16 protein-coding genes and 1 pseudogene are annotated in these 16,718 nt (G+C 68.5%); 9 read left to right on the plus strand and 8 right to left on the minus strand.

The features are described from left to right. Nucleotides 1-11: 11 nt before the first annotated feature. Entirely contained in the window at nt 12-1,385 is a 1,374-nt protein-coding gene (locus MFF24_RS10635) for an efflux RND transporter periplasmic adaptor subunit (RefSeq protein ID WP_003596839.1), read from the minus strand. A 654-nt stretch (nt 1,386-2,039) separates the two neighbouring features. On the opposite strand from MFF24_RS10635, the gene MFF24_RS10640 reads away from it, so the two are divergent. Beyond that, nucleotides 2,040-2,267 (plus strand): hypothetical protein, encoded by a 228-nt coding sequence (locus tag MFF24_RS10640; RefSeq protein WP_003596837.1) that lies wholly within the window; start codon nt 2,040-2,042, stop codon nt 2,265-2,267. A 223-nt stretch (nt 2,268-2,490) separates the two neighbouring features. Here the strand turns inward: MFF24_RS10640 and MFF24_RS10645 are convergent, their stop codons facing one another. Next, nucleotides 2,491-2,754, minus strand: a complete 264-nt coding sequence (locus tag MFF24_RS10645) for a hypothetical protein (RefSeq protein WP_003596834.1) — start codon at nt 2,752-2,754, stop codon at nt 2,491-2,493. Between the two features lie 278 nt (nt 2,755-3,032). On the opposite strand from MFF24_RS10645, the gene MFF24_RS10650 reads away from it, so the two are divergent. Beyond that, nucleotides 3,033-3,728 (plus strand): YoaK family protein, encoded by a 696-nt coding sequence (locus MFF24_RS10650; protein WP_012455875.1) that lies wholly within the window; start codon nt 3,033-3,035, stop codon nt 3,726-3,728. A gap of 8 nt (nt 3,729-3,736) precedes the next feature. On the opposite strand, the gene MFF24_RS10655 is transcribed toward MFF24_RS10650, so the two are convergent. Both MFF24_RS10655 and MFF24_RS10660 read right to left on the minus strand, forming a co-directional pair. Continuing rightward, a complete protein-coding gene (locus MFF24_RS10655) occupies nt 3,737-5,068 on the minus strand; it encodes an ATP-binding protein (RefSeq protein WP_003596830.1) in 1,332 nt (443 codons plus the stop codon). Then, nucleotides 5,065-5,811 carry a response regulator transcription factor gene (locus MFF24_RS10660; protein ID WP_017484348.1) on the minus strand — a complete coding sequence of 249 codons (747 nt, stop codon included), beginning with the start codon at nt 5,809-5,811 and terminating at the stop codon, nt 5,065-5,067. The genes MFF24_RS10655 and MFF24_RS10660 overlap by 4 nt, the downstream gene beginning before the upstream one ends. A gap of 525 nt (nt 5,812-6,336) precedes the next feature. Between MFF24_RS10660 and MFF24_RS10665 the strand changes: the two genes are divergently transcribed. Then, on the plus strand, nt 6,337-6,741 hold the full coding sequence (locus MFF24_RS10665) for a flagellar basal body rod C-terminal domain-containing protein (RefSeq protein ID WP_003596828.1): 405 nt from the start codon (nt 6,337-6,339) through the stop codon (nt 6,739-6,741). 59 nt (nt 6,742-6,800) lie between these two features. Here the strand turns inward: MFF24_RS10665 and MFF24_RS10670 are convergent, their stop codons facing one another. The 3 genes from MFF24_RS10670 to MFF24_RS10680 all read right to left on the minus strand — a co-directional run bounded on the left by MFF24_RS10670 (nt 6,801) and on the right by MFF24_RS10680 (nt 9,011). Then, the gene (locus MFF24_RS10670; protein WP_003596827.1) at nt 6,801-7,487 is read right to left on the minus strand and encodes a ZIP family metal transporter; all 687 of its coding nucleotides are present in this window, start codon (nt 7,485-7,487) and stop codon (nt 6,801-6,803) included. Nucleotides 7,488-7,494: 7 nt separating this feature from the next. After that, nucleotides 7,495-8,451 carry a cation diffusion facilitator family transporter gene (locus tag MFF24_RS10675; protein ID WP_003596826.1) on the minus strand — a complete coding sequence of 319 codons (957 nt, stop codon included), beginning with the start codon at nt 8,449-8,451 and terminating at the stop codon, nt 7,495-7,497. A gap of 137 nt (nt 8,452-8,588) precedes the next feature. Continuing rightward, nucleotides 8,589-9,011 carry a MerR family transcriptional regulator gene (locus MFF24_RS10680; protein WP_003596825.1) on the minus strand — a complete coding sequence of 141 codons (423 nt, stop codon included), beginning with the start codon at nt 9,009-9,011 and terminating at the stop codon, nt 8,589-8,591. 64 nt (nt 9,012-9,075) lie between these two features. Here MFF24_RS10680 and MFF24_RS10685 point away from each other — a divergent pair, with 64 nt between their 5' ends. From MFF24_RS10685 to MFF24_RS10695, 3 genes and pseudogenes are all read left to right on the plus strand, one after another. After that, nucleotides 9,076-11,214, plus strand: coding sequence for a heavy metal translocating P-type ATPase (locus MFF24_RS10685; protein ID WP_003596824.1), 2,139 nt, complete (start codon nt 9,076-9,078; stop codon nt 11,212-11,214). A 225-nt stretch (nt 11,215-11,439) separates the two neighbouring features. Next, nucleotides 11,440-11,868, plus strand: a complete 429-nt coding sequence (locus MFF24_RS10690) for a MerR family transcriptional regulator (RefSeq protein ID WP_026105497.1) — start codon at nt 11,440-11,442, stop codon at nt 11,866-11,868. A 163-nt stretch (nt 11,869-12,031) separates the two neighbouring features. Then, a pseudogene (locus MFF24_RS10695) lies at nt 12,032-12,498 on the plus strand (VIT1/CCC1 transporter family protein). A 68-nt stretch (nt 12,499-12,566) separates the two neighbouring features. Here MFF24_RS10695 and MFF24_RS10700 read toward each other — a convergent pair. Beyond that, the gene (locus MFF24_RS10700) at nt 12,567-12,926 is read right to left on the minus strand and encodes a helix-turn-helix transcriptional regulator (RefSeq protein WP_003596819.1); all 360 of its coding nucleotides are present in this window, start codon (nt 12,924-12,926) and stop codon (nt 12,567-12,569) included. A gap of 184 nt (nt 12,927-13,110) precedes the next feature. Between MFF24_RS10700 and MFF24_RS10705 the strand changes: the two genes are divergently transcribed. From MFF24_RS10705 to MFF24_RS10715, 3 genes are all read left to right on the plus strand, one after another. After that, nucleotides 13,111-14,088, plus strand: a complete 978-nt coding sequence (locus MFF24_RS10705) for a DUF6634 family protein (protein WP_003596818.1) — start codon at nt 13,111-13,113, stop codon at nt 14,086-14,088. 133 nt (nt 14,089-14,221) lie between these two features. Then, the gene (locus MFF24_RS10710; RefSeq protein ID WP_003596816.1) at nt 14,222-15,496 is read left to right on the plus strand and encodes a metallophosphoesterase; all 1,275 of its coding nucleotides are present in this window, start codon (nt 14,222-14,224) and stop codon (nt 15,494-15,496) included. A 244-nt stretch (nt 15,497-15,740) separates the two neighbouring features. Then, nucleotides 15,741-16,700, plus strand: coding sequence for a metallophosphoesterase family protein (locus MFF24_RS10715; RefSeq protein ID WP_238224432.1), 960 nt, complete (start codon nt 15,741-15,743; stop codon nt 16,698-16,700). Nucleotides 16,701-16,718 lie beyond the last annotated feature (18 nt).

The following is a 16,718-nucleotide window of genomic DNA, read 5'->3' on the forward strand; positions in this document are numbered from 1 at the left end:
GGCCCGTCCCCTCAATGCGCGTGGTCGGCTTCGCTCTTTCCGAGCTCGGCCTTGAGGAGGAAGGTGTTGCCGACGGCGATGGCCTCGCCGGGCTTGAGACCCGAGGCGACCTCGTAGGCGTCGTCGTCGGAGCGCCCGAGTTCGACCTCGCGCTTCTCGAAGCCCTCGTCTGTGCGGACGAAGACGACGCGCTTGCCCTCGACGGTCTGGAGGGCCGCCTTGGGCACGCTCACCGGAACGGCATCCCGCGAGATCTCGACCTCGGCGGTGACGTAGGTGCCCGGACGCCAGGCCATGTCCTTGTTCGGCAGGGCGACGATGACCTTGGCGGCACGCGTGTCGGCGGTGAGGAAAGGACTGACGAAGACGACCTTGCCCTTCTCGTGCTGCACGCCGCCCTCCTGGCCCGGCGCGACCGTGACGGACGCGCCTTCCTTGACCTTGGCGAGTTCCGAGGTCGGAACGGCAAGTTCGATCCACACCGTTGAGAGGTCGGCGACGGTGTAGAGGTCGGAAGGGTCGCCTTCCTTGCCCACCGCGGTGCCGACGTCGACCTTTCGCTCGACGATGCGCCCCGACATCGGCGAGCGCAGTTCGTACTGGCGCAGGCTCGACAGGTTCGGGGTGGTCTCGTCGCGCTTGGCCAGCTTGGCCACCGCCGTCGCGTCGAGCCCCAGCGCCGACAGCTTCTGCCGCGCCAGATCCTGGCGCAGCGTCGCCTCGGAATAGACCGCCTTGGCATTCAAGAAGGCGCTCTCGGCCGAGATCCGCTTGTCCCAGAGCGCCTGCTGCCGTTCGAAATTGGTCTTCTCCAGGTCGGCCTTCACCGAGGCGGTGAGGTACTCGCTCTTGGAGTCCGCGACCTCGCGGCTATCCAGGACGGCAACGACCTCGTCCTTCTTGACGGCGTCGCCCAGGCGCTTGCGCATCTCGGCGACGGTGCCGACGACCCGGGCAGGGACCCGCGCGATCCGGTCGGTGTCGGGCGTGATCGTACCGGGCACCAGGATATGGCGAGACAGCATGGCGCCCTCGGCTTTGGCCACCTTGATGTCCTGGTTCTCGATCTGCTCGGCGGTCATTTTGACATGACCTTCCTCGCCTTCGGCCTCGGAGTGGTCATGCTCGCCTTGGGTCTGCTCGGCCCCGGGCTTACTGGCCGGCTTGCCGTGACCGTGACCGTGTCCGTCGCCCGCGGCGTGGCCCGCCTCGCCGGGGGAAGCCTCGGCGGAATTCGCGGCGGTGGGGCCGCTGGCGAGGTTGAAGACGGTCGGCGGCAGGCCAGCCGATATCAACAGCCCCTGGACGAAGCCGGAGACGGCGGGAACCGCAGCGCCCACGAGGACGCCGACGGCCAGGATGAGGGCGGTCAGGATGATGCGCATGATGCCTGCTCGGGCGTGCCGGAAGCCGATGACGGACATGCCGGACAATCGCGGTCGGTGACGTGAGGAGACGGCTCGGGTCGGTCGGACCCGGGTTCGTGACGCGCCGCCTTCGCGGCGTCACCTCAGGCGCGCGGCGGCCTTGGCAGGCGGTCGGGAGAGACCGAGGGCATCCTCTCGGACAATCTGGCGTAGGAGGGGCGCGTTCCGTCGGGGAGCGGGGCATCGCCGGCGACGGTCGTGCTCAAGGCGACGTGGCAACCGCAATGGACGTGGTCGGCTGACCCGGGGTCGGAGGCATGATCCAGGCCAGACACCGTATGCGGGACGAGCGAGAGTTCGCTCCTGTCATGGCCTTGACGGCCCTGGTGAGAGACAAGGTCGTCCATGAGACCGGCGCCGGGCATCGCGATGGCCAGCGCCAGGACGAGCGCGAGGGCGGCGGTTGCCCACCACCCCGTCATCGCTCCGAAGCTCATATGGCGCCGCGCCGAAGTCATCACCGTCCTTATCTGCGATTCCGAGGCTGTGTCGCAAGCTGCGGTCGCCCGTTGTGGTGAAGGCTTCCCTGGTCGGAGGATACTGAATGGTCGCTTCACGCCCCGTTCAAAGCCGTCGGCAGAGCCTTGTGCGACCAGCAAGGAATTTTCGTCCATGAAACGTCGCTTGATCACCCTGACGACCGCTGCCCTCGCATCGGTCCCCATGACCGCGTCGGCCCAACATTACGGCTACGGACCACCTCCCCACCATCATGAGGAGGTGCGCCGCCACCATCACGGCGACCACGACCACGTGGAGGTTCGTCGCCATCATCACGACGACCGGGACGAGAACCGCCACGGCTTTGAGCGCCACGATCACCGCGAGTTCGACGACTGAACGTTTCGGTCGACCGAACCAAGGCGGACGCCCGCCCCGACTTGCGTCGAGGCGGGCGTTTCCACGATGCGTGAGGGGGCTGTATCGCACCGTGAAAAGTCGTCCGGGCAAGGGGACGCCGCGAGCGCGTAGCCGAGGCCCGTTGCCAGGAGCGCGAAGACGACGAGCAGGGGCAGCAATCGCATCGCGCGTCTCCCGCTCATCGTGTCACCTCGTGGGAAGCTTACTTCTTGCCGGGCTTATCCTGGCTGTGCCCGTGCGCGTGGCCGTCGCCTTCGCGGTGCGCGGGCTTGCCGTCCGGGCCTTTCTCCTGCGCCTCCCGCACCCGCGGATCGTCACGGTGGGCGGGTCCGCCGGAGACGTCGCCCGAGTTCGGGACGCTGCGCTCCGGATTGGAGGCGTTGCCGTGCCCGTCGACCGCGAGGGCGGGCGTGGCCGCTCCGGCCAGCATCGCGGCGGTGAGAACGGCGGCAAGCGTACGCTTCATCGATCTGTATCCCTTCCATCGGCCACATCGGCCGCTTGAGGAGTGGAGATAGCCGACCCGTTTGACTGCCGTTCGCCGCGTTCGTGACGAAGTGTGTCAGGCGCGCGTGCCGACACACTTCGTCAAGGTCGAGCAAAGCCTCGGCCATGGGGTCGACGTATCCCTACCGGCTCCCCGCAGGACCGGACGCCGGGTCGAACGCGACCCCGGCGAGATCCGACGCGGCAGCGACAGGTGGCCAAGTGGACAGATCTTTCCCGTCGAGACCCGAGACCCGCGTGCCCCTGGCCGTCGCGCTGGCATTCCTGGCGGGTTCGGCCGACTCGATAGGCTTCCTGGAACACTCTCAACTGTTCATGTCGTTCATGAGTGGGAACACGACCCGGTTCGGCGTCGCGGCCAGTTCCTTCGATTGGTCGGGCGTCACCAGGTTCGGCAGCACCATCGCGCTGTTCTGCTTCGGTGCGTTCGCCGGCACCCTTGTTGCGGCTTGGGCTGGGCGGTGGCGTCTTTCGGTCCTGCTCGGCGCGCAGGCCGTCCTGCTGTCCATCGGCAACCTCCTGCCGGAAGCTTCCGATGCGTTTCCTCTTCATGCCTATCCCGTCGTCCTTGCCCTCGGCATGCTGAATGCGACGCTGCAGGATGAGGCCGGGCGGAGCCTCGCCCTGACCTACGTCACCGGAACCGTCGTACGTTTCGGGACCGGTTTGGCGAACATGGTCCTGCACAAGCCCGCGCCGTCGTTCTGGCTCCAGGCACCGCTTTGGGCGGGCCTGACGCTTGGCGCGGTCGCCGGCGGCTTCATCCAGAAGGCCCTTGGTCCCGATGCCTTCCTCGTTCCGGCGGCCCTGTCCGCGTCGCTGGCTGTCGCAGGCATCATCCTCACGGTGGCACTGCCTGGGAGCGGCTATGTCTCGAACGAGCGGTCGGCGCAGCCGGACGCGCACCCCGACGCACCGGCGACCGCCCGGTAGGCCGCGTCTCAATCGCGTCCCTTCGCCCTCGGCAGGCGGATCTCGGCCCGCAGGCTGCCCTCTGGCCGGTTCGACAGGACGAGCGTGCCGCCGTCCGCCTCGACCGCGCGCCGGGCGATGGTCAGTCCGAGCCCCGTCCCGCCCGTGTTGCGGTTACGCGACCCCTCCAGCCTGGTGAAGGGCTGGAAGGCCCGGGCGACGTCCTCCGGCGCGATGCCGGGGCCGTCGTCGTCGATGCGCACCACCAGGGTCGCCTCTTCGATCTCGATGCCGACCCGGACCCGGATCCCGTAGCGCACACCGTTGTCGACAAGGTTCTCGACCGCGCGGCGGAAGGCAACGGGACGTACCGACGCCAGCGCCCGGCCGGGGCCGTCGTAGCCCACCTCGCGGCCCACGTCCGCGGAGGCGTCGGCGACGCTCATCAGCACGCTCGCCACGTTGACGACCTGCCGTGCTTCCGGGTCGGCTTCGCCACGCAGGTACGACAGCGTCGCGTCGATCATGGCCTGCATGTCGTCGAGGTCGGCAGCCATGGCACGGCGGTCCGCAAGGTCATCGACCTTGTCCAGGCGAAGACGGAGCCGGGCGATCGGCGTGCGCAGATCGTGCGAGACCGCCGCCAAAGCCTGCGTCCGTTCCGCGACGAGGCGGTGGATGCGCCCTTGCATCGCGTTCAGCGCCCGACCGATCCCGCGCGTCTCGTCCGGTCCGACCTCAGGCACGGACACGACCGTACCGTGCCCGATCCGGACGGTGGCGTGCGTAAGTTCCCTGAGCGGGCCGGCGATCCGGTGCACCAGCACGACGGCGGCGACGCCGACCAGGATCGCCATCGCGGTGGCGAGGTACGCCCAGGGTGCAAGGTGGACCAGGTGAGGCGAATGGGCGGACCGGAAGGTCAGGAAACTGCCGTCCGGCAGCGGGAAGGCGCCGCGCAGGTCCTGTTGGTGCAGCGGCTCGTCCGGCGCCGCCAGGGCGAGCGCCAGACCTGGGCCGAGCACGGGCTCGATCTCCAGGACGCGTTCGCGCAGATCGCGCAAGGCGGGGTCTGTCTTGCCCGTCTCGGCGGATTCCCCCCGCTCCCAGCCTATCTCGAAATGACCCGACGAGAGGGCTTTTGCCTCGATGCCGCGCTCCCCCGGCGGTCGCCGCAGTACCGCTTCCCGCGCCAAGACGAGCTGTCGCGCCACTTCGTTCGCGAACGCCTCGTCGGCCGCGGCCGACGCCGACTGACGGTACAGCAACAACGCGCCCCCGTGGACCACGAGTACCGCCAGCAACAGCACGGCGACGGTGCGCCCCTCCAGGCTGCGGGCAAGATCGACCAGTTGTTTCACGCCCGCTCGACCTTGGCGGCCATCATGTAGCCGGAGCCGCGAACCGTCTTGATCACGGGGAGCGTGCCCTCGGGCGGTTCGAGCTTGCGCCTCAGGCGGCTGACCAGGGTGTCCACGCTACGGTCGGACGGGGCGGCGAGCCGTCCGCGGCTCATCTCCAGGATCTGCTCGCGGCCGAGCACGCGCCCGGGATGCTCTAGGAACACCATGAGTAGGTCGTGCTCGGCCCCCGAGAGGTCTACGGCAGCCCCCCCGGGATCGGTCAGCTGCCGGCTGCGCAAATCGAGCCGCCAGCCGGCGAAGGTCAGAACCTGTGCCCTCTCCGCCGCGGTGGCGGCCGGCGCGATGGTGGTCCGACGCAGCACCGCGCGGATGCGGGCAAGGAGTTCCGGCCGGCCGAACGGCTTGGCGACGTAGTCGTCGGCTCCGAGTTCGAGTCCGAGTACCCGGTCCGCCTCCTCGTTGCGGGCGGAGAGCATGATGACCGGCACGGTGCCCTTGCTGCGCAGCGCCCGCAGCAGATCGAAGCCGGAGGCGCCGGGCAGCATCACGTCGAGCAAGACGAGATCGACCGACTTCCCGGGCAGAAGCGACCACATCTCGGCGCCGCTGCGGCAACCGGTGACGCGGTAGCCGCTCTCCCTCAGGAGTCGCGTGACCAACACCCGCATGCCGTCGTCGTCTTCGATCAGGAGGATGTGCTCCTGTGCGCAGCCCGCTCCCGGCCTGTCATCGCGTTCCATCAGCCACCGTTTCATCCATCGCCGCGGGGTCCATTGCGAACAAAGTCTCCGTCAGATTCAGATAACGCATCAGGGGACTCTCATCGAGTGGGCCACGAACGTCAATGAAGTCACTTGTATAAATTTTGCATATTTTATATTGTCGATACGACTGCTCGACCAAAAATACGACCAATTTGATTTGATAGTATGCTCTATACATAATTAAATGTAATTTACGAGGATATCAAAATTTTGAAGTCAGAAGCGGTCGATGCCGGGTGAGTACAAATCGGCCTATGGATCCGGCTGTCGCGGAGGTGCGAATGGAGCGATCCGATGCTCGTTCGCCCGATTTCCCGGAAAAGAGCTGAACGGTGGTTCGAAGACATCGCCGAATACTCCTGAATTCGGACGGGCCGGCGCTCGGATTACTCTAACACCATGAGGCGTGAATTAACCTTTTTTTAACTCTAACTCATTAGATTTGATTAACAAATTTGTGCACGCCGGGACAGGATGCCGGCAAGAGGGAGGCTGGCGGCGATGAAGGACGACATTTCCGGGCCAAGCTTGGCGTCTGCCGCCCTACGCATACATCAGGGTCGCATGCGCGTGTCGGTCGAGAATATTGCCAACGCGCGTTCCACGGCGTCCGCCCCAGACGGCGAACCCTATAGGCGCAAGATTGCAGTGTTCGAGCCGATCACGGGCAACACCGAAGAGGCACCGGCCATCCGTATCGTACGCGACAAGACCGAATTCCCGACGGTTCATAGTCCTGGACACCCCGCCGCCGATGCTGGCGGCAACCTCAAGCTTCCCAATGTCCGCCCTACGGTCGAGATGTCCGAACTTCGCTCTGCGATGCGAGCGTACGAGGCCAATCTGCGCACTATCGCGACCTTTGACGACCTGAAAGGAAAGACGCTCGCGCTACTGAAGAGCTGATGTCATCGACCCGAAAGCCTTTCGTGATGACGCATCAAACGCGGCCGGCACGTGCGCCATCAACCGACAAGCTCATCGAGCAAGAGCAATAGCAGGAAGCCTGCGAAGAACATCGCGGTCACCCATGGACGGTCCTCCGTTTCGTGTGCCTCGACCAAAAGTTCCTCCGTCACGAGGTAGAGGAGCGCAATCAGGCCGAAGGCGAGAAAGCCGCCGCGGATGGCCGCGGGCAGCGTGGCGACCGGGCCGCCGAGCAGCGCACCGAGCGGCAGCAGGACGACGAGGGCGGCGGTCAAGCCGACCACCCTGGCTTTCGAGGTTCCGCCCTCGCCGAGTTCGTTCGCGACGGTCAGGCCGAGGAACAGCACCTCGATGGTCAGGGCGACCGTAAGCAGGAAACCGGCCTTGGCGCCCGCTGCGAAGGCGATGCCGAGGACGAGCCCGTCCACCAAGATATCAATTCCGGTGACGGTCAGTAGACCGACTGGTCCTTTCACCCGACGCTCCAGAGTGCGGACCGCGAGCATGGCGGCAACACCGACGCCGCCGCCGACCAGGGTGGCCCAAGGCGATCCGGCATGCTTGAGGTCAGGCAGGATCTCGCCCGCCGCCGCGGCGAATACGACGCCTGCGGCGAAGTGCTGGATGGCGCTGACCAAGACGGGTCCCGGCCGCATGTTGACGGCGACCGCGGCGCCGAGGACGGCGGCGGCTGCCGGGATGAGGGTATAGAGCCAGGCTTGCATCGCAGGTTCAGACCACGCCGTCCGGGGCCAGGGCGCAGGCGGTCGTCTCGCTCGTCTCGACCTGCAACGTGACGTGGACGATCCCGAAGCGGCCCCTCAATTCGCGTGCGGCTCGTATAAGGAAAGCGTCGTCCGTGCCGTCCGGCCTTACGAGATGGCTCGTCAGGGCGACCTCGGTCGTGCTCATCGGCCAGACGTGATAGTCGTGGACGGCCGTGACGTCCTCCAAGCCCCGCAGATGCGCGCGCACGGCGTCAGGGTCGATGCCGGGGGGCACGGCGGCGAGCGACATCCGCACGCTGTCGCGCAGGAGTCCCCAAGTGCTCCATACGACCGCCGCGGCGATGAGTAGGCTGGTCACCGGATCGAGCCAACGCCAACCCGTCAGGGCGATAAGCAGGCCGGCGACGACGACGCCCGCCGAGACGGCGGCATCGGCGGCCATGTGCAGAAAGGCCCCCTTCACGTTGAGGTCGCCTTCGCGCCCCGATGCGAACAGCCAAGCGCTGATGCCGTTGATCAGGATGCCGATGCCCGCGACCACCATCACGGTGGTCCCGGCCACCGGTGCGGGCTCACCGAAGCGCCGGACGGCCTCCCAGGCGATGGCGCCCATGGCGACGAGGAGGATGACCGCGTTGAACAAGGCGGCCAGGATCGAGGAGCTCTTCATGCCGTAGGTGTAGCGCGGCTTAGGCGCCCGTTTCCCGAGAATGGCCGCGGCCCAGGCGACGGCGAGCCCGAGTACGTCCGAGAGGTTGTGGCCTGCGTCGGCGACGAGGGCGAGGGAATTGCTCAAGAACCCGTAGACCGCCTCGACGATCACGAAGGCGACGTTCAGACCGATGCCGACGGCGAAGGCCCTTCCGAAACCGAAGGATGCCTGAGCATTGCCGGAATGGCCGTGTTCGTGTCCACCTCCGTCACGGAGGGCACGGACGGAGCGATCTGCGTGTCCGGTCATTGGGAAATCCGCTCGGCTTCATGCCCTCGGCGGGGCGTCCGACATATGCGGCACGCCTAATTCCTCTAGCGACTGGAGGAGCAAGGGGTTTCGAACGTGGTGAGCGCATAAAATCCAATTCCGCGTGGCCGTAGGCATCAGTGAACCTCGTGCAGGCATTCACCGTGATCGGCCAGCACCTCGACGATGCGGCATTCCCGGACACTGCCCCGCGAGCATTGATCCAGCATCGCCTGGACCTCCACCCTCAACCCGGTGAGCCGCGCAATCCGGTCGTCGATGTCAGCGAGATGCCGGCGGGCGATTGCGTCTACCTCCCCGCACGGGCGTTCCGGCTGCTCGGCGAGATCGAGCAGCGCGCGGATGTCCTCGATCTCAAATCCGAGTTCACGCGCGTGCCGAATGAACCGAAGCCTGCGGACGTCGGCCGCGCCGTAGGTCCGCCGGTTGCCTTCCGTTCGGGACGCGCGCGGCAGGAGTCCGCGCTCCTCGTAGAATCGGATGGTCGGCACCTTCACGGCTGCCTGCCGCGACAATTCCCCGATTGCGATGGGCTTCAAGATATTTGCTCCTCTAGTCGCTAGAGGAAGTAGGGTCGCCTTAACCACAAGGAAGGCACCCGCCGTGACCGAAGCAGCGACCCTGGACAGGACCGACGTCCCGACGACCCGCCTGCGGGTGACCGGCATGGACTGCGCGTCCTGCGCGGCGAAGGTCGAGGCCGCCGTGCGCCGCCTGCCCGACATCGCGCAGGTGCAGGTCTCGGTGGCCGCCGAGACGCTCGCGGTGCGTCACGGACCCGGGACCGATGCGAGAATGATCGCTGACACCGTCCGCGGCCTCGGCTACGGGGCCGAGGACCCGGACGCCGTGGCGTTGGGGGATACCGCTGAGACACCTTGGTGGAGGGCGCCGAAAGCCCTGCTGGCGGCTTCCTGCGGCGCGGCCCTGGTGACAGCCTACGCGCTCGGGCACGTCGCGCCGATTACCGAGCGCTGGGCTTTCCTCGCGGCCATGGCGGTTGGGCTGGTGCCGGTTGCCCGACGAGCTATCTTGGCCGCCCGGCATGGGACGCCTTTCTCCATCGAGATGCTCATGACGATCGCCGCCGTCGGCGCGACCGTCATCGGGGCGACCGAGGAGGCGGCGACCGTCGTCTTCCTGTTCCTGATCGGCGAAGTTCTGGAGGGCGTCGCTGCCGGTCGAGCCCGGGCGAGCATCCGTGGGTTGACCGGTCTCGTCCCGGAGACGGCGCTGCTGGAACGCGACGGCACGACTGAATCTGTGCCCGCCGCGAGCCTCAAGGTCGGCGCCACCGTGCTGGTGCGGCCGGGTGACCGCGTCCCGGCGGACGGGACCATCCTCGACGGCGGGAGCGACGTCGACGAGGCGTCGGTCACCGGTGAGAGCGTGCCGAGGCGCAAGGAGCCTGGCGACGCAGTCTTCGCCGGGACGGTCAACGGCGACGGGGCGCTCCGCGTCCGGGTGACCGCGGCTGCCAAGGACAACACCATCGCCCGGGTGGTGCAGCTGGTGGAGGAAGCGCAGGAGGCGAAGGCGCCGACCGAGCGCCTGATCGACCGGTTCTCCAGGGTCTACACCCCCGCCGTCGTCGCGGTGGCCACCTTGGTGGCGGTGGTCCCGCCGCTTCTCACGGGCGGCGCGTGGGGGGATTGGGTCTACAAGGGGTTGGCGATCCTGCTGATCGGCTGCCCCTGCGCGCTCGTCATCTCGACGCCGGCGGCCATCGCGGCCGGCCTCTCGGCCGGGGCCCGGCGCGGGCTTCTCATCAAGGGCGGCGCCGTCCTGGAGCGGCTGGCCTCGGTGACGACGGTCGCCTTCGACAAGACGGGAACCCTGACGGAGGGCAAGCCCGTCGTGACGAACGTGGTGGCATTCGGGAGGTCCGAGCGGGACGTGCTGTCGCTGTCGGGCGCCCTTGAGGGTGGCTCCTCGCACCCGCTCGCCCGGGCCGTGCTGGCCAAGGCCGCCGAGGCCGGAGCGCCGGTGCCCCCGGCATTCGGGGCCCAGGCATTCGGCGGCAAGGGCATCGCCAGCAAGGTCGGGGGGCTCGACTTGTTCCTTGGCTCGCCGAGGGAAGCCGGCGCGCGCGTGCCGTTCACGCCCGATCAGGAGGAGCGGGTCTCCGGGCTCCAGGGCGAGGGTAAGACCGTGTCCGTGCTCCTCGCGAACGGGGCGGTAGCCGGGCTGCTCGCGATGCGAGACGAGCCCAGGTCCGACGCGAGGGAGGGGGTCGACCGCCTTGCGTCGCTCGGCGTCGGCGCGATCATGCTGACCGGCGACACCGCGCGGACGGCCTGGGCCGTGGCGGCCGCGCTCGGCATCGAGGTGTGGGCCGAGCTCCTGCCTGAGGACAAGCAGCGGATCGTGCGGGAGCGCCAAGCCACTGGCGCCGTGGTGGCCAAGGTCGGCGACGGCATCAACGACGCGCCGGCGCTCGCGGCCGCGGACGTCGGTATCGCGATGGGTGGGGGCGCCGACGTGGCGCTTGAGACGGCGGATGCGGCGGCCCTGCACGGACGCGTCGCAGACATCGCCCGGATGATCGAGCTTTCGCGCCGGACGCTGTTCAACATCAGGACGAACATCGCCCTGGCGCTCGGCTTGAAGGCAGTGTTCCTGGTCACGACGGTTCTAGGGGTCACCGGCCTATGGCCTGCCATCCTGGCGGATACCGGGGCAACCGTGCTGGTGACGGCAAACGCGCTGCGGCTCCTTGGAGAGGGAAGATCGAGCGCCTGAGGCCCTTCACGTTCCCACCATGGGAGGTCCCATCCGTGTGCGACGTCATCAACGGGAGAGCGTCACGCAAAGCTTCAAGGTCAAAAGGATGGGCTGCGGCGGCTTAAAACGGTCGAGTGACGGATGGCGTTCGGACAGTTCGTCGGAGCCATCCGCTTTCGTGCCCCCTTCCCATCGAGGAGGAAGGAGAGTGCAACCTCTAAGGACTGGAGGTTTGGCCGGGATATGAACATTTCAATCGGAGAGCTGTCGCGCCGCACGGGCGTGAAGGTGCCAACCATCCGCTACTACGAGGGAGCAGGCTTGATGCCGGCCCCGACCCGCACCGAGGGCAAGCAGCGTCGCTATTTGGAGACAGAGATATCCCGGCTCAATTTCATCCGTCATGCGCGCGAACTCGGATTCGAGATCCAGGCGATTCGCGAGTTGCTGGCTCTGTCCACCGAGCCGGACCGGTCCTGCGCGGAGGTGGACGGCATCGCCCGTCGACACATGGCCGAGGTCGAGCGTCGAATCGGGCAACTCGTGGCTTTGCGCGGAGAGTTGCGGCGCATGGTCGAGGCATGTGGCCACGGTCGGGTGGGGGAGTGTCGGGTGATCGAGACGCTGGCCGACCATCGACAGTGCGCGCATGAGCACGGCCGCATCTCCTGAATCCGGGACCTGCTCAGGAAAAGCCGGGCAAGCTTGCGCCGTGTCGGCCATGACGCAGCGCTGGTTTATCCGCCACGAAAGTTTCAGCTCGTGCTGCGGTCAAAGGTCTTTCGGATGAACACGTTGGGCCTGCCGACCCTCGCTGTTCTCGCCGTAGCCGTAAATAGGACCCGCACAGCACCTTATCGACCGTGCCGGCTGGCTTCGCGTCGCGGCGTTTAGCACCAACGATGGACCCGTATCGACCGCGAGCCTCAGCGTCGGCGTCGCGGTGTCCGCCACGCACAAACGGGGAGATCCTGATGGCTAGCGCGATGTCGATGGCGGTCGGGAAGTGCCCTTCGGTCAATTCCCGGTCCGAGACCGAGCGGGCCGACCGCGAGCGGCTCGAACTCACCGACGACCCCTGGCGAAGCGCCAAAATCTCGCTCGCATCTACGTCGAGCGCGGGCCCGAATACACGGAGGTAGCGGCCTCGCTGGTGTTCCTCGCCATTCTCGGCGCCCTCGGGGCGAAGGCGGGTGGTGCCGCAGTGCCGCGGGCGACGGTACAGTACAGGTGACGTTCCGGGGATCACTCGCCGTGGGCGTCACCGCAGGCATCGGGAGCCTCGTCGGCAAGGTCGTGTGACGAGGCTCGAAGGCAGGACGGGGTGAGCCTGGAACGCGCCGAGAACCGCCACCGGGGGATTTCGAGCCTCAATCCCCCTGCGACGCACGCCTGCCGCGGGCGGGGCGCGGCTTGGCGGAACCGCCCGAGGGACCCGGGTCGGAGACGATCCCGGCTTCCTGGACTCCCTGTCCGAAGGGAGCCGCCGGGACGCCCGCCTCCGTTCTCCGCCCGCTCACGATCACGCCGACGTATCCCTCGCCCGCGATGAAACGGGCGCCCGCGCCGCGAAGGGCCGCGACCAAGCGCTTCGCAAGCGCGACTCGGATCGCGATGAAGCCGTTCTCGTAGTCGTTGATCGACTTCTTCGAAACGCGCGCCAGCAGGTGAAGCTCCTGCTGGGTGAGACCGACCAGCAGGCGGGCGGCTTGGCATAGGTATCCTGGCACGGTCCGGTCCGGAGGGAAATCCGCAGCCGAGGCGAAGTCCACTCCCCGAGGCGCGTCGGGCGAGGCTTGAAAGATTTTTATAGCACAGGTATAATTGGGAACTTCAACAAGCACCGCCGACTGCCCGCCCCCGCCCGACTGATCGTCGAGCGGGAGGGCCGCTTTCCGCCTTTGGGGTTTCGCCATGATCATCGCGCTGTTCGGCGGCGATGGCCGTGCCGTTGGCACGCACGCCGCCTTCCTGATTGCCCGTGCCGCAGCCTCGGTCGGCACCGCCACGACGCTCCTGCGCGTCGTAGGCGCGCACGAATCCCGGCTGCCTCGACTCGACAGCGTGCCGGACACGCTGCGCGTTGTCGAGCTTTGCAGGGACGGTCCCTCCTTCGCAGAGGACTTCCCGCGGGAAGCGGCCGCCGATCCCGCGCGACGCCTCGTGGTGCTCGACCTGCCGCCAGGGTGGGCGGCGGACTGCCCGGTTGATCTCGGGGAATGTCCCAGGGTGATCGCCGTCGGACCGTCCGTCCTCGAACGCGCCATGGCCGTGTCCATGCTGCGCGCGACCGCGCATGCCGCCGTCCCTTGGCTGCTGGGGTGCGGTTTCCCCTCACTCGGAGCGTCCGACCGAACCGTGCGCGACACGGCGGCGGCCGCGGGCCTGGACGACACCTCGATCCGCGTGATCCCTCGCGGCCTGCCGGCTCCGCTGCGGGACGCCGCCGCCCCGGCCCATGGATCCCTGCTCGCGTCCCTGTCCGTTCGCGCTGCGCTTCGCGTGCTGAACGCGGTCGTACCCGGTGCGGTCCCGATGCCGGGGCATCCCGGCGACGTCATCGCTCCCGTCCTGGCCGGGATGGGCGAGGCGGACCGCCGCGACGCGCAGGACCGGCTCCGGGACCTTGCCGATGCCTTGGACGCCGCGGAGGACGGCGAATACCCGTCCGCGGAGGAACTCGCCGCCGCCCCCGTCCTTGAGGAATGGGAGTTCGGGATGCGGCCGGTCGCGGCGCTCGTCGGTCGCGTCACGCACCATCCGGACTTTCCCCCAGGTCGCCGGGTCCGAACCTCGGAAGTCTACGTTTCCGACCGTCGTACCTGGGCGCGCACCTATTCCAGGCTCTACCGCCTGGGACGGCCCGCCGGTCCGCGTCCCTCCCTGCAGTAGCGCACCGTCTCCCTTTCCGTCGAGGCGGGTCGCCCCTCCCTCGCTCGAAAGGCGGAAGCCGGTCCCGCCCGTCGAGATGTGGGCGGGGGAGCCCTCGCCGCCTGTCCGGGCGGCCATGCGAGGATGTCAGGAGATGCCCGTGCACCCCCAAGGCGAACGTCGCTGGGCGCTGCCGGCGGCGGGCGGTTCGACGTCCCTCACCAGGTTGTGGCGGACGGTCGGACCGGGCGCCCTCGCGCCCGATCTGGCCAAGCCGTTGCTGGCTGCGGCGACGGCTGCCCTCCAAGGGTCCGGTCCCTCCGTGGCCGCCTCGGAATGGGAAGACGCCCCGGCGGCGCTCCGCGACGCCCGGGCGGTCCTCGGACGATGCGGTCCGGCGCATCCCGACGTCGACGTGGTCGCCACCGCGGCGCTCGCGCTGGCGCTTCGCGGCGAAAAGGCTGCCGCGACGTTCCTCGCCGATGCGCTCGACCGTCTCGCCGCCGACGGGACGGGCGGACCGCACCATGCCCGGTTCGCCTATGCGTGGCGGTCCCGGGTGGAACTTAAGCCGGCGGGCGTCTCCGCCGGGAGCGACGACGGGGCGCCGGACCGGCTGCGGCTTCCGGGTGACGACACCGAGGGAGAACCGATGCGCCTATGGATCTTTTCGGACCTGCACATCGACATCGGGAGTCCATGGACCCCAGCCTCGATCCCCGGGGCCGATCTCGCGGTGGTCGCCGGCGACGTCGGCGAGGGCCTCGTCAAGTCAATCGCGTGGCTCGCCGCGACGGTCCGGCCGCATATGCCGGTCGCGTTCGTGGCCGGAAACCATGAATTCTACCGTCGATGCCTGCCGGACGAGTTGCAGGCGGGGCGCGCGGCCGCGATGGAGGCCGGAATTCACCTCCTGGAGAACGACACCGTCCGCTTCGGCGACGTCGTGGTCTCGGGATGCACCCTGTGGACGGATTACGAGCTCGACGGACCGGCGACGCGGGTCCCCGCCATGCGGGACGCACGCGTGGGCCTCAACGATCACCGCCTCATCGCCTGGAGCCGCAAGCCGGAGTGGCGGCGGTTCCGGCCGGAGGAGGCGCTCGCGCTGCACCTCGCGTCACGCCGCTTCCTCGAAACCGCGCTCCGGTCCGCCGCGGACGCGACGACGCGGGCGCACGTCGTGGTCACGCATCACGCTCCCGCGGCGGGGAGCGTCGCGCCGCGGTTCCTCGGCAAGCCGCTCAATGCCGCCTACGCGTCGCGGTTGGACGACCTGATCGAGGCCGGTCGGCCTTCGCTCTGGGTCCACGGGCACACCCATACGCCGTTCGACTACCGCCTCGGCGGGACCCGCGTGCTCTGCAACCCGCGAGGATATCCCGGCGAGAACCCGCGCTTCCAGCCCGGGCTGGTCGTCGAGGTCTGAGACCGCCCGGGGCGGCCGCCCCGCCCTGACTGCCTCCCGCAAGCCGAGAACCGATGGAGACGCCCTTGCTGGACTTCGCCCGTGAGCCTCGTGCGCTAGGATGCCGGGGAGCACCTCCGCCGCATCCCATTCCGTTCCGCTCCCAGGGCTCGACCGGAACGGGATCGGCGGCCGCCGGGGGCCTACGATGACGCGGCATGTTCGCCCCCCTCGTCGTGTTCCGGGCGCCGAGGTCCCGGAGCCGTTGCCGCTTCCGTTTCGGCCCCGAGCGCGGATCGACCCGACGCCCGAGGTGCGGACGGCCTGTCCAGGACCGGCCTCCGTCGGGAGCCGAAGGGAGAACGCGAGGTTCTGGATCCTGTCCGACCTGCTCATCGACCGCAATCCCGGGTTCCGGCTCCCCGATCCGCTTCCCGAGTTCGACGTCCTGCTGGTGGCGGGCGGAGTGGCCATAGGGCTGGACGTCGCGTTGAACTGGTTGGCGCGCGCCCTGGACGGCAGACAGGGAAACAGGCCCGTCCTGATGGTGGCGGGCAGCGCGGAGCTGTGGTCCGAGACGCCCATGGTGGAGGCGGTCGCCCGCGGCCGGGACCTCGCCCGGGACCTCGGCATCCACCTGCTCGCCGACGATGCGGTACGCATCGGTCCCGAGGCCGGCGGCGGGACCGTGGTGGTCGGGGCGACCCTGTGGACCGACTGGTGCCTCGAAGGGAGCTTCGAGGGCCGCCTAGCCAGGGTCGCGGCCCGCCACAGCTGGGCGGATTGCCGGCGCGTCCTGCTTCGGCGGGGGCGCCCGTGGTCGCCGCTCGACGCCCTCGGGGCCCATGCAAGGTCGCGGGGATACATCGAGGACGCCCTCACCAGCATCGTGTGTCAATCGCTGAACGTCGCGAGGGGACCCGGGACGCTCGTGCCCGGTGTTCGCCCCGGGGACCGCGCCGTCGTGCTCACCCACTTCGCGCCTTCACGCCGTTCGCTGCCCGACGCCTGGACGGGATGGCTCGGGGACGCCTGGCTGGCAGCCTCGCATGCCTCGGACCTGGAGGATGTCATGCACGCCTGGGGGGCGCCGACGCTCTGGGTCCACGGCCGGGCCGTCGCCCCGGCGGATTACCGCATCGGCCGGACCAGGGTCGTCGCCAATCCCTTGCGGCGGTGGGATGCGGCCGATGCCTTCGACCCAGCCTTGGTGGTCGAGGCCTGAGATGGGAACGTCGACCTA

This window comes from Methylorubrum aminovorans, assembly GCF_022179725.1.
Lineage (GTDB): Bacteria > Pseudomonadota > Alphaproteobacteria > Rhizobiales > Beijerinckiaceae > Methylobacterium > Methylobacterium aminovorans.

What these genes read in the sequence shown, in the direction of transcription:
- MFF24_RS10705 (WP_003596818.1), top strand. Translation starts at nt 13,111, where the DNA reads ATGATCATCGCGCTGTTCGGCGGCGATGGCCGTGCCGTTGGCACGCAC.
- MFF24_RS10645 (WP_003596834.1), bottom strand. Translation starts at nt 2,754, where the DNA reads ATGAAGCGTACGCTTGCCGCCGTTCTCACCGCCGCGATGCTGGCCGGA.
- MFF24_RS10690 (WP_026105497.1), top strand. Translation starts at nt 11,440, where the DNA reads ATGAACATTTCAATCGGAGAGCTGTCGCGCCGCACGGGCGTGAAGGTG.
- MFF24_RS10660 (WP_017484348.1), bottom strand. Translation starts at nt 5,811, where the DNA reads ATGGAACGCGATGACAGGCCGGGAGCGGGCTGCGCACAGGAGCACATC.
- MFF24_RS10640 (WP_003596837.1), top strand. Translation starts at nt 2,040, where the DNA reads ATGAAACGTCGCTTGATCACCCTGACGACCGCTGCCCTCGCATCGGTC.
- MFF24_RS10665 (WP_003596828.1), top strand. Translation starts at nt 6,337, where the DNA reads ATGAAGGACGACATTTCCGGGCCAAGCTTGGCGTCTGCCGCCCTACGC.
- MFF24_RS10670 (WP_003596827.1), bottom strand. Translation starts at nt 7,487, where the DNA reads ATGCAAGCCTGGCTCTATACCCTCATCCCGGCAGCCGCCGCCGTCCTC.
- MFF24_RS10710 (WP_003596816.1), top strand. Translation starts at nt 14,222, where the DNA reads ATGCCCGTGCACCCCCAAGGCGAACGTCGCTGGGCGCTGCCGGCGGCG.
- MFF24_RS10675 (WP_003596826.1), bottom strand. Translation starts at nt 8,451, where the DNA reads ATGACCGGACACGCAGATCGCTCCGTCCGTGCCCTCCGTGACGGAGGT.
- MFF24_RS10635 (WP_003596839.1), bottom strand. Translation starts at nt 1,385, where the DNA reads ATGCGCATCATCCTGACCGCCCTCATCCTGGCCGTCGGCGTCCTCGTG.